The organism is Lentibacillus sp. JNUCC-1, assembly GCF_009741735.1.
GTDB lineage: Bacteria > Bacillota > Bacilli > Bacillales > Amphibacillaceae > Lentibacillus_B.
Genome location: NZ_WHOH01000001.1, coordinates 825,979 through 848,712, shown reverse-complemented (window position 1 = coordinate 848,712; position 22,734 = coordinate 825,979). Strand labels below are relative to the sequence as shown.

Annotated in this window: 26 protein-coding genes and 1 pseudogene; 20 read left to right on the top strand and 7 right to left on the bottom strand. The window is 41.9% G+C overall.

Annotation, left to right across the window (positions count from 1 at the left end; translation table 11 throughout):
* Positions 1-16 precede the first annotated feature (16 nt).
* From xylB to JNUCC1_RS18920, 18 genes are all read left to right on the top strand, one after another.
* On the top strand, positions 17-1,519 hold the full coding sequence (gene xylB, locus JNUCC1_RS03985) for a xylulokinase (RefSeq protein ID WP_156644244.1): 1,503 nt from the start codon (positions 17-19) through the stop codon (positions 1,517-1,519).
* A gap of 73 nt (positions 1,520-1,592) precedes the next feature.
* Positions 1,593-2,741, top strand: coding sequence for a galactonate dehydratase (gene dgoD, locus JNUCC1_RS03980; RefSeq protein WP_156644243.1), 1,149 nt, complete (start codon positions 1,593-1,595; stop codon positions 2,739-2,741).
* A 665-nt stretch (positions 2,742-3,406) separates the two neighbouring features.
* The gene (locus JNUCC1_RS03975; protein WP_156644242.1) at positions 3,407-3,823 is read left to right on the top strand and encodes a hypothetical protein; all 417 of its coding nucleotides are present in this window, start codon (positions 3,407-3,409) and stop codon (positions 3,821-3,823) included.
* A gap of 35 nt (positions 3,824-3,858) precedes the next feature.
* Positions 3,859-4,638, top strand: coding sequence for a hypothetical protein (locus tag JNUCC1_RS03970; RefSeq protein WP_156644241.1), 780 nt, complete (start codon positions 3,859-3,861; stop codon positions 4,636-4,638).
* 64 nt (positions 4,639-4,702) lie between these two features.
* Complete coding sequence (locus JNUCC1_RS03965; RefSeq protein ID WP_156644240.1) at positions 4,703-5,281, top strand: hypothetical protein; 579 nt, start codon at positions 4,703-4,705, stop codon at positions 5,279-5,281.
* Positions 5,278-5,826 carry a signal peptidase I gene (gene lepB, locus JNUCC1_RS03960; RefSeq protein WP_156644239.1) on the top strand — a complete coding sequence of 183 codons (549 nt, stop codon included), beginning with the start codon at positions 5,278-5,280 and terminating at the stop codon, positions 5,824-5,826. The genes JNUCC1_RS03965 and lepB overlap by 4 nt, the downstream gene beginning before the upstream one ends.
* Before the next feature lie 200 nt (positions 5,827-6,026).
* On the top strand, positions 6,027-7,232 hold the full coding sequence (locus tag JNUCC1_RS03955; protein ID WP_156644238.1) for an ROK family transcriptional regulator: 1,206 nt from the start codon (positions 6,027-6,029) through the stop codon (positions 7,230-7,232).
* 15 nt (positions 7,233-7,247) lie between these two features.
* Positions 7,248-7,607, top strand: coding sequence for a DUF1806 family protein (locus JNUCC1_RS03950; RefSeq protein WP_156644237.1), 360 nt, complete (start codon positions 7,248-7,250; stop codon positions 7,605-7,607).
* Positions 7,608-7,634: 27 nt separating this feature from the next.
* Positions 7,635-8,312 (top strand): bacillithiol biosynthesis deacetylase BshB2, encoded by a 678-nt coding sequence (gene bshB2 / locus JNUCC1_RS03945; protein WP_156644236.1) that lies wholly within the window; start codon positions 7,635-7,637, stop codon positions 8,310-8,312.
* 19 nt (positions 8,313-8,331) lie between these two features.
* Positions 8,332-9,624 (top strand): extracellular solute-binding protein, encoded by a 1,293-nt coding sequence (locus JNUCC1_RS03940; protein WP_156644235.1) that lies wholly within the window; start codon positions 8,332-8,334, stop codon positions 9,622-9,624.
* 72 nt (positions 9,625-9,696) lie between these two features.
* Positions 9,697-10,605, top strand: coding sequence for a carbohydrate ABC transporter permease (locus JNUCC1_RS03935; RefSeq protein WP_231746972.1), 909 nt, complete (start codon positions 9,697-9,699; stop codon positions 10,603-10,605).
* 11 nt (positions 10,606-10,616) lie between these two features.
* Positions 10,617-11,444, top strand: coding sequence for a carbohydrate ABC transporter permease (locus tag JNUCC1_RS03930; protein WP_156644234.1), 828 nt, complete (start codon positions 10,617-10,619; stop codon positions 11,442-11,444).
* A 48-nt stretch (positions 11,445-11,492) separates the two neighbouring features.
* The gene (locus tag JNUCC1_RS18500) at positions 11,493-11,882 is read left to right on the top strand and encodes a sulfatase-like hydrolase/transferase (protein WP_231746971.1); all 390 of its coding nucleotides are present in this window, start codon (positions 11,493-11,495) and stop codon (positions 11,880-11,882) included.
* 168 nt (positions 11,883-12,050) lie between these two features.
* Positions 12,051-12,434 carry a hypothetical protein gene (locus JNUCC1_RS19150; protein WP_331713596.1) on the top strand — a complete coding sequence of 128 codons (384 nt, stop codon included), beginning with the start codon at positions 12,051-12,053 and terminating at the stop codon, positions 12,432-12,434.
* The gene (locus JNUCC1_RS19145; RefSeq protein ID WP_331713716.1) at positions 12,332-12,886 is read left to right on the top strand and encodes a sulfatase/phosphatase domain-containing protein; all 555 of its coding nucleotides are present in this window, start codon (positions 12,332-12,334) and stop codon (positions 12,884-12,886) included. The genes JNUCC1_RS19150 and JNUCC1_RS19145 overlap by 103 nt, the downstream gene beginning before the upstream one ends.
* 27 nt (positions 12,887-12,913) lie before the next feature.
* On the top strand, positions 12,914-13,288 hold the full coding sequence (locus tag JNUCC1_RS18485; RefSeq protein ID WP_231746970.1) for a hypothetical protein: 375 nt from the start codon (positions 12,914-12,916) through the stop codon (positions 13,286-13,288).
* Entirely contained in the window at positions 13,270-13,629 is a 360-nt protein-coding gene (locus tag JNUCC1_RS18480; protein WP_269448129.1) for a lyase family protein, read from the top strand. The genes JNUCC1_RS18485 and JNUCC1_RS18480 overlap by 19 nt, the downstream gene beginning before the upstream one ends.
* A 29-nt stretch (positions 13,630-13,658) precedes the next feature.
* Positions 13,659-14,393, top strand: a complete 735-nt coding sequence (locus tag JNUCC1_RS18920) for a lyase family protein (protein ID WP_269448154.1) — start codon at positions 13,659-13,661, stop codon at positions 14,391-14,393.
* Positions 14,394-14,602: 209 nt separating this feature from the next.
* On the opposite strand, the gene JNUCC1_RS03915 is transcribed toward JNUCC1_RS18920, so the two are convergent.
* The 7 genes and pseudogenes from JNUCC1_RS03915 to JNUCC1_RS03890 all read right to left on the bottom strand — a co-directional run bounded on the left by JNUCC1_RS03915 (position 14,603) and on the right by JNUCC1_RS03890 (position 19,415).
* On the bottom strand, positions 14,603-14,836 hold the full coding sequence (locus tag JNUCC1_RS03915) for a hypothetical protein (RefSeq protein ID WP_231746969.1): 234 nt from the start codon (positions 14,834-14,836) through the stop codon (positions 14,603-14,605).
* Between the two features lie 52 nt (positions 14,837-14,888).
* The gene (locus tag JNUCC1_RS03910; protein ID WP_156644232.1) at positions 14,889-15,485 is read right to left on the bottom strand and encodes a hypothetical protein; all 597 of its coding nucleotides are present in this window, start codon (positions 15,483-15,485) and stop codon (positions 14,889-14,891) included.
* A 15-nt stretch (positions 15,486-15,500) separates the two neighbouring features.
* On the bottom strand, positions 15,501-16,742 hold the full coding sequence (locus tag JNUCC1_RS03905) for a sodium:solute symporter family protein (protein ID WP_231746968.1): 1,242 nt from the start codon (positions 16,740-16,742) through the stop codon (positions 15,501-15,503).
* Entirely contained in the window at positions 16,721-16,948 is a 228-nt protein-coding gene (locus JNUCC1_RS18470; protein ID WP_231746967.1) for a hypothetical protein, read from the bottom strand. Before JNUCC1_RS18470 ends, JNUCC1_RS03905 begins: the two co-directional genes overlap by 22 nt.
* 30 nt (positions 16,949-16,978) lie before the next feature.
* On the bottom strand, positions 16,979-17,194 hold the full coding sequence (locus JNUCC1_RS03900) for a hypothetical protein (protein WP_156644231.1): 216 nt from the start codon (positions 17,192-17,194) through the stop codon (positions 16,979-16,981).
* A gap of 65 nt (positions 17,195-17,259) precedes the next feature.
* The gene (locus JNUCC1_RS03895; RefSeq protein WP_197431624.1) at positions 17,260-18,222 is read right to left on the bottom strand and encodes an ornithine cyclodeaminase family protein; all 963 of its coding nucleotides are present in this window, start codon (positions 18,220-18,222) and stop codon (positions 17,260-17,262) included.
* 27 nt (positions 18,223-18,249) lie between these two features.
* Positions 18,250-19,415 (bottom strand): annotated as a pseudogene (locus tag JNUCC1_RS03890) (NAD(P)/FAD-dependent oxidoreductase).
* 86 nt (positions 19,416-19,501) lie between these two features.
* Between JNUCC1_RS03890 and JNUCC1_RS03885 the strand changes: the two are divergent.
* The gene (locus tag JNUCC1_RS03885; RefSeq protein WP_156644229.1) at positions 19,502-19,723 is read left to right on the top strand and encodes a hypothetical protein; all 222 of its coding nucleotides are present in this window, start codon (positions 19,502-19,504) and stop codon (positions 19,721-19,723) included.
* A 200-nt stretch (positions 19,724-19,923) separates the two neighbouring features.
* Complete coding sequence (locus JNUCC1_RS03880) at positions 19,924-21,891, top strand: acetate--CoA ligase (protein ID WP_156644228.1); 1,968 nt, start codon at positions 19,924-19,926, stop codon at positions 21,889-21,891.
* Positions 21,892-22,734 lie beyond the last annotated feature (843 nt).

Below are 22,734 nucleotides of genomic sequence, written 5' to 3'. Positions count from 1 at the left end.
GGGGGAATCCTAATTAATGAAATATGTTATTGGTATTGACATAGGAACCAGTGCCGTTAAAATTCTTTTAGTGAGTGAAAGTGGCGAGTTGGTATGTGAAGAATCAGTACACTATGCTCCTCTGCAAGAGAGAAACGGCTTTGTTGAACAAGATCCTGAAGATTGGGTTAACAGTACAATCATAGGGATATCGCGTATAATAAAGAACTTCCGAGGGGCTCCCTCCCAAATTGAAGGTATAAGTTTTTCAGGACAAATGCATGGTTTGGTTTTGTTGGATAAACATTATAATGTCTTACGAAACGCCATTCTTTGGAATGATACACGAACAACAGAAGAATGTCTGGAAATAAGTAAAGCATTAAAGAACACAGAATTACAAGATATTATTAAAAATCCTGTACTGGAAGGTTTTACATTACCGAAAATTCTCTGGGTCCAAGAGCATGAACCAGAGGTTTTCAGTCAAGCGCATAAGTTTTTGTTACCAAAAGATTATGTGCGATTCAGATTGACAGGTGAATTGTGTACAGAGTATTCCGATGCTGCTGGCACGCTATTGTTAGATGTTGTGACAAAAAAGTGGAGCGAAAAAATTTGTAATGCTTTTAATATCAGCCAGAACTTATGTCCCTCTTTAGTTGCTTCTCATGCGCAAACTGGGACTGTCACTGAAAATATAGCGAATCAAACCGGATTAAAGGAAAAGACAAAAGTTTTTGCAGGTGGAGCAGATAATGCCTGTAGTGCGATAGGAACGGGTATATTAGAAAATGGTAAGACGTTATGCAGTATTGGAACGTCTGGAGTAATTTTATCTTATGAAGAAAAAACATTTAATAGTAATATTACAGAAGGCATTCATTTTTTCAATCATGCTCTTGAAAATAGCTATTATAAAATGGGTGTCACACTTGCTGCGGGGGACAGTCTTAACTGGTTCAAAGAAGAGTTTGCCAAAGAAGAATCCTTTGAGGAACTATTATCCGGGATAAATGCATCTTCCCCTGGCTCGGATGGGTTATTGTTTACTCCGTACATTGTGGGTGAGAGAACCCCACATAATAGCGCTATGATCCGAGGAAGTTTTATAGGATTGAGCAAATCACACACAAAACAACACTTTATTCAAGCGATAGTTGAGGGAATTACGTTTTCGCTACGGGAAACTATTGATATCTTACGTGAAAACGGGAAAACCATTAAATCCATTGTCTCAACAGGCGGAGGTAGCCAAAGTAATACTTGGTTACAAATGCAAGCTGATATCTTTGATGCTGAAATTGTTAAACTTTCTAATGTCCAGGGTCCAGGGTTAGGAGCTGCAATGCTGGCAGCTTACGGATGTGGTTGGTTTAATTCGCTGCAAGAATGCGCAGACAGGTTTATTAGCGTAGAAAAAGCTTTCATTCCAAACCCCTACAATACCAAAGTATATGAACAAATATACGAAATCTATAAGGATATATATCACGATACAATAAATCTTAATGAGAAATTAGTATCGTATCGAAAATAAAATCAATTAATCAGGTTGTATATAACACCTGTTAAATGGACCATATTATTTCAAAGTGGAGGGATTGTTTAATATGAAGATCACTAATTTTCGTCTTTACCAGGTACCCCCGCGGTGGTTATTTTTAAAAATTGAAACAGATGAAGGATTAGTAGGATGGGGAGAGCCTGTCATAGAAGGACGGGCAGCAACTGTTTATACAGCTGTTGAGGAGTTAATGGAATCCTTAATCGGTAAGGACCCTTCGCATATCGAAGATCACTGGAACATGATGTATCGATCAGGGTTTTATCGGGGTGGTCCCATTTTAATGAGTGCCATATCAGGTATTGACCAGGCTCTATGGGATATAAAAGGAAAATATTATAATGCGCCTGTACATCAACTGATGGGAGGAGCTGCTCGTGACAAGATTAAAGTTTATTCTTGGATAGGCGGTGACCGTCCTTCTGATGTAGGAAAAGCAGCTAAAGAAGTCGTTGAAAGAGGATTTAAAGCAATAAAAATGAATGCCACAGAGGAGTTGCAATATATAGATAGCTATGAAAAAGTTGACAGCGTATTGGAACGTGTTTCTGCCATTAGGGAATCTGTGGGTCAATATATAGGAATTGGCATAGATTTTCATGGAAGAGTACATAAACCAATGGCGAAAATTTTAGCAAAAGAATTAGAAGTTTTTCGCCCAATGTTTATTGAGGAGCCAGTTTTGCCGGAGAATAATGAAGCGTTGCGTGAAATTGCAGCACACACATCCATACCAATTGCGACTGGTGAAAGAATGTTTTCGCGATGGCAATTCAAACCATTATTAATGGATGGGTATGTAGATATTATACAACCGGACTTATCTCATGCTGGGGGTATAACTGAATGTAAAAAAATCTTATCAATGGCTGAAGCGTTTGATGTTGCTGCAGCCCCCCACTGTCCATTAGGGCCGATTGCGCTAGCCGCATGTCTGCAAGTGGATGCAACATCACATAATGCCTTTATCCAAGAACAAAGTCTTGGCATTCATTATAATGTAGGTAGTGACTTATTGGATTATGTAGAAGATCCATCTGTTTTTGCCTATGAAAATGGTTATGTACAAATTCCAAAGGGACCAGGCTTGGGAATCACTGTTAATGAAGCACATGTGAAGAAAATGACAGAAGAAGGACATAATTGGCGCAACCCTGTGTGGCGGCATGTCGATGGTTCCGTTGCTGAGTGGTAATTATACATTTTGCTGTAAAGTATGAGTTCAAGACAATTCAGTACAATACAAGGTATGGGCTAACGTTAAGTCCATACCTTTTTTTTATTGAACAACCTGTAGACAATGAATTTAATGGATCAAACTTGAATTTTAACCTTCAGGGTAAACTACGCCCTTGTTCATATGTACCCTCAACAGAAACAGATGCCTTAAGCACAGACCTATCTGCGCTAAAGGCATCTTTAAATTTTAAGAAAACTAGATAGAAGAGCAAGCTGAAAAACCTACGATGCCCAGTATACCCCATTAATAAGGTCCTCCTATTATGGTCATTAACAAACTGACTCTTACATGAATAAAGCCGCTTTTGTGCCAAGTGTAGTTCTTAATAAAGAATATAATATTTTTAAATTAAGCGAAAAACAAAGGTAATTAGAGATAAATAGCTATTTTCGTTCTATATATAGAATATTTGACTGTATTTGAGGGTTTTCAAATAGGTCAAAATATCCTAGACTAAGGTCATGAAGTTCTTAATAGTGAACAACATGACTTACATAAAGAACGCATTTCAAATAAAAATTTTCAAGGAGGGATATGACGCAGTTTGTAGTCATTGGATCACTTGTGTCTCCAATGATGGACAGGCTATCAAGCGCGTAAATGAACGGGAGGTGGTGATTTTGAAAAGAATCATTATGATAGGGCTGGCCTCGATCCTGCTGTTAAGTTCTGTGACAGTCGTCTATGCCAGTTCAGATTCAAAAGCTGGTCTTCAAAATTGGTATGAAACAATAGCCTTCAAGCAATCATCTGAAAAAAGAACGGGGATCGGTGATCGCTTGTCGATAGCAGAAGGTTTAGCTCAGGCAATCACAGGTGCGAAAAAAGATATCAAGATATTCAGTGCGGACACCGTCTTACATTGGGAACAGGACATAGAAAATCACCAAAAAGAATATCTTAGACGTTTATCAAAGACGAAAAAGGTTTTATTGGGGAAGAATTTTGATCAATACACACAGTCAAAGGAAGCCGAAATAAACGCTGAGATCACAGCGGATATTGAGGATTATCTGGCAGACTTATTATCTGAATGACGTAAAAAACTAAAAAACGAGAGGAAGATATTTATATGAAATTAAAAACAGTTAAGGGTAAAGTTTTAGCAGGTGTTTTGGCAGTTGGAGTCGTATCAAGCGCGGGGATTGCTTTTGCGAATACAAACGCAGGTGAAGCGTTAAGTAACTGGTTTGACGGTAAGTACAATAGTGCAACAGAATCAATAGAAAGCCAGGTAACTGATTATGCTAAAGGGTTTTTACCGGAATTAGCTGAGAGACAAGAAGATCATAAGGATCATGTCACGAATAGTGTTAACGTGAAAAAAAGTTACGAAATTAGGACAGGTAAGGACGATATAACTAATGCCAAAGATAGCCATCTAGAGTCATTGGGGAGTACTAAGGCGGAGATTATGAAAGAAATGGGACCAAAATTCTATAATGAAGTCTTTCGTCCTGGAAAGGCTGAAATTGATGCTGCTGCTTCACAAGGCTTGGAATATGCGACAAATGACTTAACACGTTATTCAGAGGGAGCCGGTCAGGATGCGGTGGATGAGGTCACGCAAACCTTGAACGAAGCTAAAGATGATGCTGTATCAGAATTAGAAGCAGCAATTGAGGATGCTAAAGCAGAGATAACCGCTAAGTTGGATGAGGAAGAAGCAGGTGCAGTTCATGGTCTCAAGGGACAAGTTGATATAGCGGTTAATGACCTTAAACAAAACGTTAATGATCTGGTGAAAGAACTTGTTAAAGAACAACACGCCATTGTGGCTGACGCTGCAAAAGAGCTTAGAAATAATGCGAAAGCGGCACTGGATGATGTCGTATCTGGCATCGACGGGTAATGATGTAAAATTTTTCAAGGGGCTTGCGTTGGTGTGCGGGCCCTTTTACAAAAAAGGAGGCGTTATGATGAGAAGCAGAAAAGAAATACATAAACGGAAGCCCTTTGCAAAACGACTTCGATTACTGGTTGGAGCTATTGTTTTAACTGTATTTATTGGCGGTAGTATTAACGTTGCTTTTGCAGACCAGGATCTCTCTTCTATATTATTAAACTGGTTTGATCGCAATCAGACTGAATCTATTACTGAAATCGATCGTGCCATTACGGAAGAGCAGGCAAAGCAAACAGAACGGTTGAAAAAAGAGCTGCGAGCGGAAATTGAGCATGCCAAGGAGCAATTGAACACCTTCACTGCTGCGGAAAGAAAGAAAAGCATCGATGAATTACAGACATATGCGGATGCGTTGATTGAAAACATAGATGTTAACTATGATGATGAAAAGGCTTCAGTCATGGCGAAATATCAGTCGATTCTTCAAGATGCTAAAGATCAGATGTCCAAGATACAAAGCGGTGGTAAAGCAGATGCGGAAGATTCAGCTGATGCAAAAGGAAATCGTGGAGATGAAAAAGCAGCAGAAAGTGATGAATCATCAAAACAAAAAGATGTCAGTGACCCAGAAGCAGGTAATGAAAAATGAGATTAATAAGTGCCACAGAAGTCAATCTTGTTGAAACAAAAGAGCGGAAAGATGAAAAGGAAAAATCAAAGTGGCTGAGCTGGGTTGTATTTGCCGTCATGATGGCTGCGGTGATTTTTACTTTTCGTTATGTGATTGGGATTACAGTAATTAGTGGAAATTCAATGTCTCAAACGATTGAAAGCAATGATGTCATATTATCGAGTCATTTGCTTTATCAGCCGGAGCGGAATGATATCATCATTTTCCGGGATGAACATGGTTATGACGTGATCAAAAGAATTATTGCATTGCCAAATGAAACAATTGAAATCTCTGACGGGGTGGTATTTGTAGATGGACAGCCGTTTGAGGAGTCATATGTAAGTGGTATTTCAAATGATATGGAAAAAACGGTTGTTGAAGAAGATGCCTATTTTGTGATGGGGGATAACCGCACCCCTGGTGAAAGTCTTGATAGCAGAAGCGCAGATGTTGGCACAATTGCTAGGGAGCGCATCAAGGGTGAGGCGTTGCTTTCGTTGATTCCGTTTCGGTTGTTTTGATGAGGGTTAAATAAGAGCAAGAAGGAAAAGGCCGGTGGTCTGCTTCCTTCTTGCTTTTTTTAGTTAATGTAATGACTCATACAGGAAATTAAATTTTTTATAAATTGTCACTTTCGGCTATTGACAGAAAATAATCACTGTGATAAATTGTTAATAATTCTTACTAACTAATTACAAAATCATTGTATTGGAGATTAGAGATGCGTAATGATGTAAATCAAACCATGATGAGCACGAAAAAACTGAATAAGCGGTTAATATTAAACTGTATCAGGTCGCATCCGTTGATTTACAGGTCAACCATTTCAAAGAAGCTCAATTTGAGCAAGCCGACAGTATCTGCATTGGTTGATGAATTGATAGAGGAAGGCTGGATCAACGAGCTGGATAAAACTGAAGATCATTTGAAGGTTGGACGAAAACCCATTCAGCTGAGTTTTAACGAAAAGGCTGGGTTTGTCGTTGGTGTGGATATTGGCGGCTCGGGTGTTGAAATTGCTTTGAGTGATCTGAATGGTACCATTTACGACCAACGGGTGATTGATACACAAGCTTCATTACAAGTCGGGTTATTACACGTCATCCATGATACAGTTCATCTGATTCTCAAAGATGCACGAATTAGTGCTGGGGAAGTTTTGGGAATGGGGATCGGTGTACCGGGAATTGTGAATGTTGAAGAAGGAATCGTCATTGATGCACCTTCCTTGGATTGGATAAATTATCCGCTTAAAAAAGAGGCGGAGACTTTATTTGATTGGAAAGTGCTCATAGATAATGATGTAAATGTAAGCGTTTTAGGAGAACAATGGCTTGGTAGAGCCAGGAATAAAAGCAATGTGATTCTTCTGTCGATCGGAACTGGCATCGGGTGCGGGATTTTATTGAATGGGAATTTGTACAGAGGGTGTAAATGGGGGGCTGGAGAAGTTGGTTATATGATTACCGACAAAGAGAGAGCTTTCAACGCCTATACCAAACCTTTCAAAGGCTATGGGTTTTTGGATAGCCAGCTGGGAGGTCCTGCGCTGGTGGAAAAGATGAAATTTAAATTAAAACAGCATCCTGAGCATCCTTTTTACGGTCATGAGGTCATCACTGCCAAAGATATATTTACATATGCCAAAAAGGATGATGCGCTGGCACTGGAGGTTATCGATGAATTTATCTCTGATTTGAGTGCTGCGATTATTAACATTACGTCTTTGTTAAATCCTGAAATTATTCTGCTGGGAGGTGGCATTTCAAAGAGTGGCGACTGGTTTATCTCTAAGTTGAAAGCAAAAGTGAAGGAATATGTGCCTTTTGAAGTAAACATAGAGATTGCAGAGCTAGATGAACGTATTGGGGTATTAGGTGCGATAACCTTATTTCTTAAAGAAAATGAAAGCGTCATCAAAATTTAATCAGGGGTGAAAGACATGCAACCGATTGAAATTAATCAAGTTCAAAAAGAAATTGATAAGTATGTAAATGAACCAATCTTCCTGCATATGGAAACGTCAACCGGTTCTTATGTAAGGGTCCAGGATCCAGAGACTTTGCCTGCGTGTGCATATATCAGAAATGGGAAAATAAAATTTTCAGAAGGGAAGATTGTAAAAAACGAAGCCTGGTTTTCAGTGGGGTTGAAGCTTGACGATGGATGGGTGTATTCAGAAGGACTAACAGATTGGGAGGTTTTAGAAGAAGACAAATTGCTGCTTGCAGGTCATGACAAAGAAGGGAATCTAAAGATTGGACTAGAGCTTAGCAAAACACCTTTTGATTGTGGTGAATGATCAATATCCGAAATAGGGGTGGGACAAATGGATAAAAAGAAATCAATACTCGCTGTATTTCCGCATCCGGATGATGAGTCGTTTGGCAGAGCTGGAACATTGATTAAACACGCAGACAATGGAGATGACATTACGCTGATCTGTGCAACCATGGGGCAAATGGGACGGCGAATGGGGAATCCTTTTTTTGCGAATCGGGAGACACTTCCGGATGTGAGAGAGAAGGAACTGAAGGATGCTTGTGACAAAATTGGGATCAATCGAATGATCCTGTGGAAGATGCAAGACAAAACACTGCAGTTCAGAGATCCGGAATTTTTGGCGAACCGTATATTAAAAGTGATCGAGGATGTCAAACCGGAGATCATCTATACGTTTTATCCGGAGCATGGCGTACACCCTGATCATGACGCGCTGTCGAAAGCGACTGCGATCGCGGTATCGGAATTATCCGTGGAAGAGAGGCCGCTTATATACGGGGCCGCCATTACGCGTGAGCGGGAAGAAGAGCTGGGGAGGCCGGATATGGTTGTGGATGTATCCGATGTTCTCGATCAGAAAATGGATGTCATGCGGGCACACCGGTCGCAATCAGAACTTATCACGTTGCCGCTTGATATGAGGATAAGAGAAGCACCTGAATTGAAAGAGCAAATACTCGAGCCGTTCAGTAAAGAATCATATTGGGTTTATCCTATTTCATAAACAAAGGGGAGACAGTGACATGAAAAAGATCAAATGGTTATTGGTAGGGATTTTGGCAGGCATGCTATTTATTGCCGGGTGTGGTGGAGATGATGAAACGAAAGGTGATCCTGATAAGACAACGATCACATATTGGCAGTATACTTATCCGTCAAAAGTTGAAGAGATTGATAAGATCATTAAGGATTTTGAAGAAGAGAATCCTGACATTGAAGTGATTGCACAGGATTATCCGCACGACCAATATCAGCAAAAGATCTTTGCGGCGATGAAGGCTGATAAAGGGCCTGACATTATGAACATTTATTATGGGTGGGTCCCTGAGTATGTAGATCGGGAATACATTCAGCCGATACGTGATGAATTCATGACTGATGAAGAGATCAGTGATTACTATGTAGATATGGTTGAACCGAACAAAACTGATGACACGTATTATACATTGCCTATAGCTGTACGTTCATTGGCATTATTTTGGAACAAAGACATGTTTGAAGAGGCTGGTCTGGACAAAGATACCCCGCCTGAAACATGGGATGAGGTCATTGACTATGCGAAAAAAATGACGGTATTAGATGACAATGGCAGATATGAACAAGAAGGCTATGGCTGGAACGTAGGCGGCCAGGGCTTGCACATGTTCCAACAGGTTATGCTGCGTCAGTTTGGTGTTGAGCCATATAGTGATGATGGTAAAGAAGTCCTGTGGAACTCTGAGCCTGAGGGGTATGACGCATTTGAATATTGGGTGAATATGAGCAAGGAACATAAGATAGGGGATCAAAACTTCGCTAATAGTTACAGTGAGGCGTTTATATCCGGAAAAGCAGGTATGATCATTGATGGTTCCTTCAGAATCGGGGATGTTCAAAGCAGTACCGATTTCGACTGGGGTGTTACAACGCTTCCTGTACTTGAAAAAGGCGGTCTTGAATCCAACTATGCATCTTATTGGACGAACGCGATTGCGACAGGTGTAGAAGGCAAGAAATTGGAAGCGAGTGAGAAGTTTCTTGAGTACCTGATTCAAGAGGATGTTCAAAGAGAATGGATGAAAAATGTCGGTGAGTTGCCAGCAGCTCAAGCACTTGCAGAAGATGAAGAGATTAAAGAAGATCCAGTTTATGGGCCGTTTGTAAAAGGTCTTGAGCATGCACATGCGACTTTCTTTGTCAGAGCTGAAAAAGAGCGGGAAATCATGATGAACAAAGTCGATCAAATTCTTTTAAACGACGCAGATATTGACAAGACATTTGACGAGCTTGTAGAAGAAATTCAAACAGTGCGGGATGAATACTTTGAAGAACATTAATGTGTGATCATACTGCTTCTGGGCATACGGCTATAAAATATGGTCGTGTGCCTGGAAGAAAGGAGAATGTAAATGGCTAAAAGCTCGAAAAAAGGGCAAATGACCTTGAAAAGAAGACGCACGCTTATTGCTTATGGTTTTTTACTGGTACCCATATTGTTTTATTTAGGGGTCAGAATTGTACCAGCTGTTCAGGCCTTATCAATGTCATTTACATATGAGGGGTCATCGGTCTTTACGCTAGACCATTATAAAGAACTGATGAAGGACAAAGTATTTTGGATTTCAGTTCGAAACACCATTTATTATGTGTTGTTGATTGTACCTTTACAGATGGCATTTGGGTTATTAATTGCATTGGCGATTGAACGCGTGGATCGTTTTAAATGGTTTTACAGGATTGTTTTCTTTTTGCCCTATATGACTTCTATTGTCGCAGTCAGCTGGGTTTGGCGTTTGATCTATGAACCTAACACAGGAATATTGAATCAAATTCTTGACGCCTTGAACATTCCTGGACAAGGCTGGCTCACGCATCCTGATACGGCTTTAATATCAGTCAGCGTCGTAATTATTTGGCAAATGATGGGCTTCTGTATGCTGATTTTCACCGCCGGACTTCAGGTGATTCCAAGACAATATTATGAGGCTGCTGAAATTGATGGCGCGGGAAGGTGGAAGAAGTTCTGGATGATCACTTTTCCACTGTTAAATCCGACTATTGTCTTTCTGGCGATCATTGGTGTTATTCAAACACTGCAGACATTTACTCAGATTGCCAACTTGACAGGCGGTGCGACAGGCGGGGGACTGGGAGGTCCATTGAACAGTACAGCAAGTGTTGTTGTCTATATGTACAACCAAGGTTTCCGAGATTATAACTTGCACTTTGCTGCCGCCAGTACAGTATTCTTGTTTATTCTTATTTTAATCGTCACACTCATTCAATTCAGAGTGCTTAATAAAAGCTACAAGTTCTAGGAGGGATGAATATGAAGGAAAAATTCGGCATGGGGAAGTTCATTATTCATCTCATACTGCTGAGCGGAATTATTATTGTAGCTTTTCCGTTCCTATGGATGATTATGTCTTCACTTAAAAGTTTGACCGACTTCTACAACTTTTCATTTTTACCTGAATCTATTGATCTGTCCGGGTATATTTATACCTTTACGGAAACCGGTTTTTTAAGATGGTACTTTAATAGTTTCGTTGTTGCAGTAGTCGTTACGGTGAGTAATATCATTTTCTGTTCTTTGATTGGATATACCATTGCGAAGTTCAGGTTTTTCGGTGCCAAGGCTATATTCTTGCTCATATTGAGTACGATGATGATTCCTACAGAAATGCTTGTTATTCCTTGGTATGTACTCAGTAGTGATTTGCATTGGATCGATTCTTATTGGGGACTGATGTTTCCAGGCATGATGGAGGCATTTGGCATCTTTTTGATGAGACAGTTTATGAGTGATGTGCCTGATGACATATTGGATGCAGCTCGTATTGATGGGATGGGTGAATTCAAAATATGGTGGCGTGTCGCGATGCCTCAGGTTAAACCGGCAATATCAGCACTGGCCATCATCACTTTCTTAGGAAACTGGAACGCTTACCTGTGGCCGGTTATTGTAACATCTACCGCCAAAATGAGGACATTGCCAGTTGGGATCTCACTGTATGGCACATCAGATGCCGGGGGGATTCAATGGAATACGATCATGGCGATGAGTACGTTAACGGTTATTCCAATGATTATTGTATTCCTGATTTTCCAGCGGCAAATTGTAGAAGGTATCGCATTAACTGGAACAAAAGGCTAAACATGGGTTTTATATGATAATGACATTTTAAGAAGGAGAGAACATGGGATGGCTGCTGAGAAACAACCGAATATTATTTTTATTATGAGTGATGATCATGCTGCCCATGCAATGAGCTGCTATGACAGTCAAATTAATAAGACACCTAACTTAGACAGGATTGCTGAAGACGGGATGAGGTTTGACCAGTGTTTTTGTACCAATTCCATTTGTGCTCCCAGCAGGGCAGCCATTTTAACAGGACAATATAATCATTTAAATGGTGTTCGAACGCTTGGGGATACATTTGATGGCAGACAAGAAACGATGCCCAAGATCCTACAGCGGAATGGATATGAAACAGCCATTATTGGCAAATGGCATCTGGGTCATGGGGTGTCAATGATCCAACAGGGTTTGATTATTGGAACGTTCTTCCCGGGCAAGGGATTACCATAACCCCAAAATGATTGAAATGGGAACCGAAAAAACAATTGAAGGCTATGTCACAGATATTATTACAGATCAAAGTATCAATTGGATCAAAAACAGAGCAGACGATCAACCGTTCATGTTGATGTGTCATCATAAAGCCCCCACCGTCCATGGGAACCGGATGAGAAACATATGCATTTATACGAGGACTTGGAGATTCCTGAGCCGCCGACATTTAATGATGATTATTCCAACCGCTCAAGAGCAGCTAAAGAAGCAGCTATGAGAATTGATCGTGATCTTAATGAATATGACTTAAAAATAGCGCCTCCTGAGGGATTGTCACATGAGGAAGAAAAGAGCTGGAACTATCAGCGGTATATCAAGGATTATTTACGATGTGTTGCATCGATCGATGATAATGTTGGAAGGCTGCTGGATTTTCTTGAAAATGAGGGCTATCAGAGGACACAATTGTCATTTACACGTCGGATCAAGGGTTTTTCCTTGGGGACCATGGCTGGTATGACAAAAGGTTTATGTATGAAGAATCCTTACGTATGCCTTTTATCATAAAATACCCAAGAAAGATTCAAAAAGCGTCTGTTACAGATGCGATGGCATTGAATGTGGATTTTGCTCCGACATTGTTGGAGTTTGCTGGTATTCCGGTCCCTGATTTTATGCAAGGAGATAGTCTTGTGCCAATCCTGGAGGGGACAACACCAGAAAACTGGCGAACATCTATGTACTATCGATATTGGGAACATATGAGCAAGCCTCATAAAGTCTGTGCGCATTATGGTGTGCGAACAGACAGATATAAACTGGTGTATTACTATAATGAGGCACTTGGAATGGCAAGAGCTGTGGATATTCCAATGGAACCTGAATGGGAATTATTTGATTTGGAGAAAGATCCGATGGAAATGACTAATCGATATAGTGATCCTGAATATGCTTCTGTTGTGTCCGATTTAAAAGACGAATTACAAAGGTTGAAATCAGATCTCAAAGATGATGAATAATTGGATTCTAGGAGAGTGTTTATAAATATGAAAGAAGCATTCTTGAAAGAAGAAGGTACCAAATTTCCAGGACATACGTATGTGGAGGCATTGCTGAAGCCTGTGTTTGAAGATCAAAGGGATTATTTATTCGACGCGATGTTTGCCCTGCATCGCGCTCACGTTCTAATGTTGACTGAACAAAAGCTGCTTCCCGGTGATGAAGCAGAGGCCATTTTATCAGGATTGACTAAACTTGAAAAAATTGACCGAGCTGAATTGAAATATCAGCCGCAGTATGAAGATTTATTTTTCACTTTGGAATCAAAATTGGGCGACTTGATTGGCGAAGATCTTGCAGGAAAAGTTCATATGGCGAGAAGTCGTAATGACATGGGGAGGGAATGTACCGTTATGTGTTAAGAGAACATATCCTTTCACTTGTTAAGGATGTGGACCTGTTAAGTGATGCCCTACTTGAGCAGGCAGAAGCGCATACCGGCTCAGTGATGGCTGCTCATACCCACACACAGCCTGCCCAACCGACTACATTCGGTCATTATTTGCTGGCAATCTTTGATAATTTACAACGTGACCGTGAAAGGCTTATGCGTGCCTATCATACGGTGAATCATTCGCCGCTAGGTGCTGTAGCTATTACGACCACAGGGTTTCCTATCAGCCGGGAGCGTTTGGCAGAGCTGTTGGGTTTTGAAGGGTTGATGGAGAATTCTTATGATGCAATTGGCACCGGGACTATCTGATTGAAACAGCCCAGTCGATTGTCAGTTTGATGGTTAACACAGGCAGATGGGTACAAGAATTCCTGCGCTTTGCCACCCATGAAGTAGGACTCATAACGGTGGCCGATCCATATGTGCAGATTTCCAGCATCATGCCGCAAAAAAGAAATCCCGTATCCATCGAACATTCCCGTGCATTAGCCAGCAGCTCAGCGGGATCAGCACAAACAGTTATTCAAATGCTTCACAATGCGCCATATGGTGATATCGTCGATACGGAAGATGATCTCCAGCCTACCTTGTACAAAAGTTTCCATGATGCTTCAAGAGTGATGAAGCTTATGCATGCGGTGATCCGTACTTTAACATTCAATAAAGAACATGCGGAGAATGAGGCGAAAAAAAATCTGATCGTTATTACAGAATTTGCGGATGTGCTGACGAGAGACCATGACCTATCTTTTCGAAAGGCACATACCATAGCCGCTAAAGTTGCGCAGGAGTCCGTTCAGACGGGCAAAGAACTATACGACTGGGATGTTGCGGATATTAATAACATGATTGACGGTACTTCATTAACGGAAAAAGAGTGGAACGATATCATTGATCCAAACGTCTTTGTTGAAAGGCGCTCGGTGAGAGGTGGCACAAATAAGGAAGAAGTCGAGCGGATGATCGAGGTGAGGAAAGCTTCGGTGGAAGAGCAGAATGATGAGTTGCAAGGGATTGAAGATGAGCTTGAGGAAGCGCTTGTGCAGTTGAAGGCAGCATCTGTTAACCATTAATTAGTAGTTTGAAGTTATTGGCGGCGGGAGGGAGGTAAACATGGTTGTTTGCTTCCTTTTTGCTTGGGGTTTTGATTCAAAACAAAAGAAATGAAAGCCTGAAAAAATCCTTACTCAAAGGTGTGGTACTGGTAAGGTCAGATGTAAGGCACGTACGATCCACGAGTTATAAAACATTCAATATAAAGGTAAAACCCACTGATTATTAATCAGTGGGTTTTACTTTTTGAAACACTTGGATTGAAGAATATGTCTATCAAAGGAAGAGTATCTTCTATCCAAGCAAAAATGCATCCTATCCAAGCAAAAGTGAAGTCTATCCAAGCGGGAGTGGGTTCTATCAAAGGAACAACGGGTTCTATCCAAGCAAGAGCAGGTTCTATCACAGCAACAGTGCATTCTATCCAAGCAACAGCATCCTGCTCACTGGTTAAAGCTGGCATCAGCCATGAAAAAGTCATCCGGGGAGGATCCGCCTCCCCAGATATCCACTCTTTACTTAGCCACATTCAGCCACTCGCCAGACGTCCAAAGCTGACTCATAAATGCTTCAGATTCTCCAGTATTTGCATTTAAGACGAATTGCTTACTAAATTCACCACTAGCAACGCTTACAAACCATAACGGTAAATAGACCAAGGATGAATCAATGATTTTATGATCTGGTTTCTTCAGGACGTATGCACGGTTGATTTGTTTTTTCTGAACGTCATGAACATAATCTTTTACAATGTCTGTTTGGTCAATGTCTGGTGTAATGATATTAGGGGCAGGGATAGGTTGTTTTGTCGTTTCAGGTACTTTTGTGATTAATCCTCTGTAACCGGAAACGGCGTCAACAAAAATCATTTTTGGCATCTTTTTGGGTGGAAATGGTTTGCGATCTGCTATAACGAGCGTTTTGATCAGCCAGATTGGGTGGTAGATCAGTTCTCTTTTGCATGTATGCTTTTTAATGAAGTCGGATGTCATTTCTTTTTTTAAGCGGTCGGTCCATTTAAGCGATTTATACATATATGAATAGAGTTGATCTTCGGTAATGAGTTGGTTTCGTCCAATCAGTGTGATGTCTTTTTTTGGTTGGTTGGTCATATTATTTCACTCCTGTTAACCTGCTGTTTTGTCTGATCTTGAGTGGTACTTTTCGACTAGGTTTTGCGTTTCGGCTGATGGGGGAGATGTCATCAGGCTAACGGCGATTACCAATATGAGAGAGACGGGCGCGGCGATGATGGGTTCTGATACCAGAGCGAACGGTTTTGTTATAACCAGGATGAGGAATGTTGCCGCGCCGCCTAACATGCCTGCCAGTGCCCCAGCGGTGTTGGCTCTTTTCCACCAGATACCGAGTACGAGCGGAAAGCCGAATGCAGATAATAAGCCGCCGCCTACCCACCCGACCATAATGGCGATTAATTGTGGGGGATTGATGGCGAACAGAATGCCCACGATGCTGGCGATGATCATGACGCCAAATCCGAGTCTTGTGATGGTTTTTTCGGATGCGTCTTTTTTAATATACTCTTTGTAAATATCACGGGCGACACCTGCGGAAATGGCGAGCAGCATGGCGTCGGCGGATGACATAATGGCTGCGATCAGGCCGGCAAACATGAGTCCTGCCAGGAATGGTGACATGTAATGTTCAATGACAGATACAAATATCATATCCTGATTTTCCAGTGTATCAGCGATGCCCAGGCTTGCTCCGCCTGAAGCTACGATGAAACCAAAGATGAAGACTAAGAGGTAAAGCAAGCATGCCCACATAGCCGAGCGACGGGCTGTTCTTGCATCACGTGAAGCAAAATTACGCATGACTGCCGATGGTGAAACGATACCGAACCATAGAAATGCGAGGAATAATCCAAAATAGGACATCCATGGCTGGGTCACATCTCCAAAGACGGGTGTCGTTGACAGGGCGTCTTGCAGTAAAGAACTGAAGCCATTGTGTTCTGTCAGGATGATGATGGACAGAACCAACATACCGACGAGTATAACAGCACCTTGAATGAGGTCTGTATATGTGATGGCCCACATTCCGCCAAGCGCTGCATAGATGGTAAATCCCAGCCCCAGAACGATGACAGCTGTCTTATAATCGATTCCTAAAACATATGACCCGATCAATCCGGATGCTGTTAATTGAGGGACCATATAAAACGTCATGCCCACAACAACAATCCCAACGGCAATGATTTGGACAGAGTTGCCAAATCTTTGTTTGAAAAACTCTGGTAAGGTGCTCACACCAGAGCGCCTGATTTGTCCTGACACTAAAAACATTGTAAAGGGCAAAATGGCTACGGCACCAAATCCATAAGCTAAAAGAAATGGAACCCCCATGGCGACCCCTGAGCCAACAGCCCCATCAGTGAGCTGGAGCTTGCCAGGGCGGCGAATAATGCAAATGCGCCAACCATTGTACTGATGCTTTTGCCGGCGGTCCAATAGTCACTTTCGGATGAGTGTGCGCGCCTTGTAAACGAAGCACCCAAGATGATCATGGCTACCAAATAAACACCTAAAATACTTGCTTCCATGACTTGCATGATTGTATTCCCTCCTTACTTTTAAATTTTTTATTCCTCTTCCTTATCAATCTTTTCAATCCAAAGGACATATATAACGGCGATGAGAAACCAGATAAAATAACTGGCAAACATTAACCAACCTGCGAGTGATATGCCCATAAAGTAAATGTCTGTTGGCCACCAGACCAACACGATACCCGCAACAAAAAGCAGCACACCAACCAATATAATCCCTGGATCTGAAAGCTTTGATTTTGGCCTCATAATTGAAACCTCCTTTCTTTGTCGTTTCTTATAAAGTTAATGCCTTTGAAGCGTGTGTTGCAGATTTACAAGTTAAAAGTGTGACCCGCCTTCTTTTCGATTGCTTTTTGATAGATTAAATTGGCAACGACGGAATCAAACAAAGCCATTCCTGTAGATTTAAATATGATGTTTTTGCCTTTATCAACGTTTCTTCGGGGTGATGTCAGGTAAGTTGACATGGTTTCTACGTCTGTTTCATTGATCCAGTCATGCTCGAGCGGGTCTTTTATATCCCCGGATTCTTCCCGGACATCGTCTGAGTCGATGAATATGTGCTCGCTAATTTTATACAGTGCCTCGGGAAATTCCCGCATGGAGGGCTGGAAGGAGCCGATGCCTATGGTTAATTTACCTTTCAACAGATTGGGATCATCTGGGAGTACCGGTGTTGATGAGGTGGTCGCTGTAATAATGATATGAGCCTCTTTTACAGCTTCTTCAGAGGTGCTCGCATCATGAAGTTGAATGCTGTGCCCAATCCATCTTCTTAATGTGTTTTTAAAATCCCGGATCTTTTCAGGAGACCGGTTGTATAGATATATATCTGTAATCGGTCTTTCTGTACATGCGGATACTGCTTGATATAATCCCTGAACCCCGGTGCCTATGATGGCAAGTTTACTGGCGTCGTCATGTGCCAGGTGGCGGGTGGCTGAACCGCCGATGGCCCCGGTTCTGAAACCGGTTACAAATGTGCCATCCATAATTGCTTTGATTTCCCCTGTTTCACTGCTGTTTAGAATGATCAGACCATGCAGTGTCGGGTGTGTGGTGTTTTCAGGAAATAGGGTTACTAGCTTCGTCGCAATCGATTCCTCTGTCAGACACGGCATTAAGAGTAACGTGTTCTTGTCGTCAACGACCTGTGTTCTTGTGGGCATTTTAAATTGGTTGGACGCATAGATGTCATACGCCTTGTCGATGGCGTTGATCGCATCTTTCATTGATATCGCTTGCTTGATGTCCTTTTCATTTAAAAATAACATGCTCATTTGCCTCCTCTAGACTGAAATTTAAACAATCGCACCTTCTATGATTAAGTCATTCTCTGCAAAACGTTCGAACCGCAAAGGAGACAAATCCAATGTTTGATACGTGCCGGTTATGATCAGCTCGGAAATGCCTTTTCCAACAGCAGGAGCCTGCTGCATGCCATGCCCGCTGAAACCACATGCTAAATAGTAGCCGTTTAACTGTGGGTGCTCACCGACAATGGCATTCTGGTCTTCGGTATTATGGCTGTAAATCCCTGCCCAGCCACTTTTAATCTTCGCGCGTTCAAAGTTAGCGATTCGATGTCCAAGTACCGGCCATAAGTGTTCAAGGAAAAAGTCTCTTTTCCACCTGAAGTCAATACCCGGTTTGACTTTTTCACCGAAGCCAGTAATAAGGGAATCACCTTCATGACGAAAATAAACACCTGTTGGATCAACTGTTAATGGCAGGTGACGTTGGAGTGGTTTTTGAATGTCGAAATGGATAATCTGACGTTTTAACGGGACCACGGGAAGGGGCAGTCCAATGTTTTTGCTTAATTCAGGAGCCCAGGGCCGGCACAGTTGATCACAATATTGGCTTCATGAATCTCTCCGTTGTTTAGTCGCACGCCCTTTACACCCGCACGTTCGTCTATGATATGGTCGACTTCTTCATAGATATATTCTGCTCCAAGCTCTTTTGCCTTACGTGCATAGCCCTGCATCACAGAATACGGATCCAGATAACCATCCTCACCGCAGTACAGACCGCCTTGCAAATCATCGATCGTTAACTCAGGGATAATTGATAACAGTTCATCTTTTGAAAGAAATTCTGATGGTACACCTAACTCATTTTGAAGTTTCAATTGTTTTTTCAAGTCATCCATATTTTCGTTTTTAGCAAGAAACAAGTAGCCGTACTGCTTTAAATCAATATCTGCTTTTTCCCCATCAACTGCCATATCATCGGCAAATGTCTTGTATTTACCTAAGCTATAACTGCTTATTTGAATATTAATAGCCGTTGTGAATAATTGCCTGATCCCACCGGCACTTCTTGGTGTAGAAGAGAATTCATAAAGCTTATCTTTTTCAAAAATGACGATACGGCCCTGGTACCCATCATTTAAAAGATTGTAAGCTATACTTGAACCGATAACGCCTCCACCAATAATGATAACGTCTGATTGATTTGGCAAACGATCACCTCTGTAGTTTTAAAAATTGGAATATAGTAACATCTTATTCGTGTGTTTGAGTTTTATAACGTGGTAGAGGTAAAAAAGTGGAGATTAAATTGGCTGGAAATACAGTTGCAAATGTAAGTGCGTTCAGTGTTATGTTCGTAGAATTAGTACGTAAGAAGGGGGGAGGGTGCGGTGTAGAAGGGGTAAGTCAGGGAAAAGTTGCGGAAAAAGAAAGCACAACTACTTTCCCGACAATTGAATATACTGCGTTTAAAGGAACGTATATTCTGAACTTTTTTCTTTATAATAGTCTATGCTAAATACACTCAAATAGGAAAAAATTATAGGGGATATACCCTTAGTCAAATACTTAGGGGGGTCGACTTAGCAGCTTGCAATTGAATTTTTAAAGGAATTGACAATTATACCTAAATTATATAAAATTGAAACTACTACTATAGTGATAACGTTTACATTTTTATTTATAGGGACTTAATCATTTCAAAAAGGGGAGATATTATTGCAAGCGGAATCAGGTGGAATTCACGATATCATTAAGAGCAGCAGGGTTATTTACCCGGATCAAGAAAAACAAGCAGCGACTGAATTGGGGAGCAGTGACGCTTTTCAGGCCTTGTTGAAGGAATCGCAGGAGGATCCGGCAGCTTTTTGGGAGAAGGTCGCCAGTGAATTGCACTGGTTTAAACCATGGGAAGAAACGATTAGTGGCAGCTTGCCTGACTTTGAATTTTTTAAAGGCGGTATCAGTAATCCTTGTTACAATCTATTGGACCGTCATATTGAAAATGGCGCCGGTAATCGTACCGCTTTGATCTGGGAAGGTGAGGAAGGGGCAACACGTTTTTATACGTATAATATGCTGCTTGCCGAAGTCAATCGCTTTTCCAATGTCCTCCAATCAAAAGGTGTGGGGAAAGGAGATCCTGTCGCCATATACCTGCCGAATCTGGCGGAATCCTTCATCGCAATTCTGACGTGTTTTCGTGTGGGGGCTGTCTACAGTACAGTTTTTTCGGGTTTCTCCGAGCAGTCGCTTTATGACCGGCTATCGAACTATGAGCCAAAACTCGTTATCACCGCGGATGCCGGTTTAAGACGTGGGAAAGTCATTCCACTGAAGGAAAAGATGGACCGTGTGGCTGACCGTATACCCAGTGTTGAGTCGGTTGTTGTGGTTGATCGTCTTGGGACCGAGCCTTCTATGAAAACAGGGCGGGATGTGTGGTGGCATGAGGAACTGCAGAAAGCTTCTATCCACTTTGACCCGGTTCATGTTGAAGCAAATGAACCTGGCATCGTTTTTTATACGAGCGGAACCACTGGTAAACCGAAAGGCGTGGTTCATGCAGGAATGGCTTTCGTTGTTCAAAATTACATTTATGCCAAATATCACATGAACCACCAACCGGATGATGTTTTTTGGTGTACGGCGGATGTGGGCTGGTTAACCATGCATATCTGGGGTGTGGTTGGTTCGCTGGCAAACGGTGTTACAACGGTTGTATATGATGGCGCACCCAATTACCCTGAATCTGATCGTTTCTATCAGATCATCGATAAATACCGTATAAACAAACTATTTACGGCTCCCACGGCATTGCGTATGCTGCGGAGTTTGGGCGAAAAAGCCCTTGAGCCCTATAATTTGTCTTGTTTGGATGTGGTTTCGCTGGTTGGGGAACCATTTGACCCAGATACATGGCATTGGACGCGCGATGTACTGGGGAATGGAAATATTTATGTCAATAATACGTGGGGGCAAACAGAGACTGCGGGATGTCCGCTGGCAGGAGCCGCCTGGTTGAGTCCGATGAAGCCGGGATCAGCAGGGGCGCAGTTTTTAGGTGCAGATGTTGGCATTGTCGACAATGAAGGGAATGACCCCCCACAGGGTACCATCGGCAATCTGGTTATTCGTAAACCATTTCCAATGCTGTGCCGCACACTATGGAAAGAGCCTGATCGTTATTATGAAAAATATTTCAGCCAGGTAGAAGGCTGCTATTATGCGAGTGACATTGCAATTGAAGATGAGGATGGATTTTTCTGGGTTATTGGACGTTCAGATGATGCTTTTAACGTCTCTGGCCATCGGTTGAGTACGATGGAAATAGAGAATGCGGTACTCGGATGTGCTGGTGTATCTGAAGCAGCGGTCATTGGCGCTCCGGATGAAATAAAAGGCGAGGTGCCGGTCGTCTTTGCAACGATCTCGGACGGATATACTGCCAATGAAGATCTGAAGCAAACAATTGAAAACGGCATTATCCAAGCTGTCGGTCAATTGGCCCGCCCCCGGGATATCTTTTTCGTCGAGGCGATGCCTAAAACAGTCAGCGGTAAGATCATGCGCCGCCTGTTAAAAGAGGTCCAGTTAAAAGGAAGTGTCGATGGGGATGTGACCGGTTTGGAAGACCCCAGTGCAATTGATCATGTCAGGGAGATCGTTACGGATAAGCAGGTGTGATAGATTCAGGGAAGCGTGGGGACGAGGGAAGCGTGGGGACGGAGGGAAGCGTGGGGACGGATCTCGTGCTTCCTTTGATCTGCTTGGGTAAAGTGAGGGATACGGTAAGAATTGAAGCCAAAGGATTATTGGATGCGAGTGTTTTAGAAAAAAGCTAAGAAGGAAGTGAACGCGATTGTTCGCTTCCTTCTTAGCTTTTTTGTTGTGTAATTATTGGATATTCGACTGGCTTTCAAAGAAAAATTGAATATCCGAGCAGGCTTTTTGTATTGTGAAGTATCCTTGCGAGTTGAGTAGCTCTGATAGAACCGCATCTTCGTTTAATAGAACTCGTTATTGCTGTGATAGAATGGGTTGTTCGTTTGATAGACACGGTTCTTGCTCTGATAGAGGTGAAGCTTCGTTTGATAGATACGGCTCTTGCTCTGATAGAAACGCATTTTCGTTTGATAGATGACGTTATTGATCGGCGTCTGCACTATTCTAGTATAGAAGTATCATCATGCAAGAGCATTTGGAGATTTGTGCTGTTTTGTAAATCTGGCTATTATCATTTGGACGACAGGGGATGCGGATCATAGCGCTTGGACTGCTTGTGTTTGCTGTTCAGTTGTCTTTTTAGGACCAATTATGTGGGGAAAGGACCGTTGCGGCGTGTGGAAAGTCAAGTCCTTAATCTTGTGTAAAAATAATGTTACAATATTTAGTATATTTAAAGGGTCTTACTTGTGATGAAAGCAAAAATGCCAAGTATGCAATAAACCACAGCGTAGCTGCTTGCCCTTGCCAGCTGTGCCACTTCTTAGTGATCGCTTGAAGGGGAGAGAGCCCCGCCAGCGGAAC

Coding starts and splice junctions, on each gene's coding strand:
- JNUCC1_RS03915 (WP_231746969.1), bottom strand. CDS start 14,836: ATGCCAGCTTTAACCAGTGAGCAGGATGCTGTTGCTTGGATAGAATGC.
- JNUCC1_RS18470 (WP_231746967.1), bottom strand. CDS start 16,948: ATGCAAGTCATGGAAGCAAGTATTTTAGGTGTTTATTTGGTAGCCATG.
- JNUCC1_RS03930 (WP_156644234.1), top strand. CDS start 10,617: ATGAAGGAAAAATTCGGCATGGGGAAGTTCATTATTCATCTCATACTG.
- JNUCC1_RS03895 (WP_197431624.1), bottom strand. CDS start 18,222: ATGTTATTTTTAAATGAAAAGGACATCAAGCAAGCGATATCAATGAAA.
- JNUCC1_RS18480 (WP_269448129.1), top strand. CDS start 13,270: ATGTACCGTTATGTGTTAAGAGAACATATCCTTTCACTTGTTAAGGAT.
- lepB (WP_156644239.1), top strand. CDS start 5,278: ATGAGATTAATAAGTGCCACAGAAGTCAATCTTGTTGAAACAAAAGAG.
- JNUCC1_RS03940 (WP_156644235.1), top strand. CDS start 8,332: ATGAAAAAGATCAAATGGTTATTGGTAGGGATTTTGGCAGGCATGCTA.
- dgoD (WP_156644243.1), top strand. CDS start 1,593: ATGAAGATCACTAATTTTCGTCTTTACCAGGTACCCCCGCGGTGGTTA.
- JNUCC1_RS18485 (WP_231746970.1), top strand. CDS start 12,914: ATGAAAGAAGCATTCTTGAAAGAAGAAGGTACCAAATTTCCAGGACAT.
- JNUCC1_RS03935 (WP_231746972.1), top strand. CDS start 9,697: ATGGCTAAAAGCTCGAAAAAAGGGCAAATGACCTTGAAAAGAAGACGC.
- JNUCC1_RS03970 (WP_156644241.1), top strand. CDS start 3,859: ATGAAATTAAAAACAGTTAAGGGTAAAGTTTTAGCAGGTGTTTTGGCA.
- JNUCC1_RS03900 (WP_156644231.1), bottom strand. CDS start 17,194: ATGAGGCCAAAATCAAAGCTTTCAGATCCAGGGATTATATTGGTTGGT.
- JNUCC1_RS03965 (WP_156644240.1), top strand. CDS start 4,703: ATGATGAGAAGCAGAAAAGAAATACATAAACGGAAGCCCTTTGCAAAA.
- JNUCC1_RS19150 (WP_331713596.1), top strand. CDS start 12,051: ATGCATTTATACGAGGACTTGGAGATTCCTGAGCCGCCGACATTTAAT.
- bshB2 (WP_156644236.1), top strand. CDS start 7,635: ATGGATAAAAAGAAATCAATACTCGCTGTATTTCCGCATCCGGATGAT.
- JNUCC1_RS03955 (WP_156644238.1), top strand. CDS start 6,027: ATGCGTAATGATGTAAATCAAACCATGATGAGCACGAAAAAACTGAAT.
- JNUCC1_RS03910 (WP_156644232.1), bottom strand. CDS start 15,485: ATGACCAACCAACCAAAAAAAGACATCACACTGATTGGACGAAACCAA.
- xylB (WP_156644244.1), top strand. CDS start 17: ATGAAATATGTTATTGGTATTGACATAGGAACCAGTGCCGTTAAAATT.
- JNUCC1_RS03905 (WP_231746968.1), bottom strand. CDS start 16,742: ATGGGGGTTCCATTTCTTTTAGCTTATGGATTTGGTGCCGTAGCCATT.
- JNUCC1_RS18500 (WP_231746971.1), top strand. CDS start 11,493: ATGGCTGCTGAGAAACAACCGAATATTATTTTTATTATGAGTGATGAT.
- JNUCC1_RS03950 (WP_156644237.1), top strand. CDS start 7,248: ATGCAACCGATTGAAATTAATCAAGTTCAAAAAGAAATTGATAAGTAT.
- JNUCC1_RS18920 (WP_269448154.1), top strand. CDS start 13,659: ATGGTTAACACAGGCAGATGGGTACAAGAATTCCTGCGCTTTGCCACC.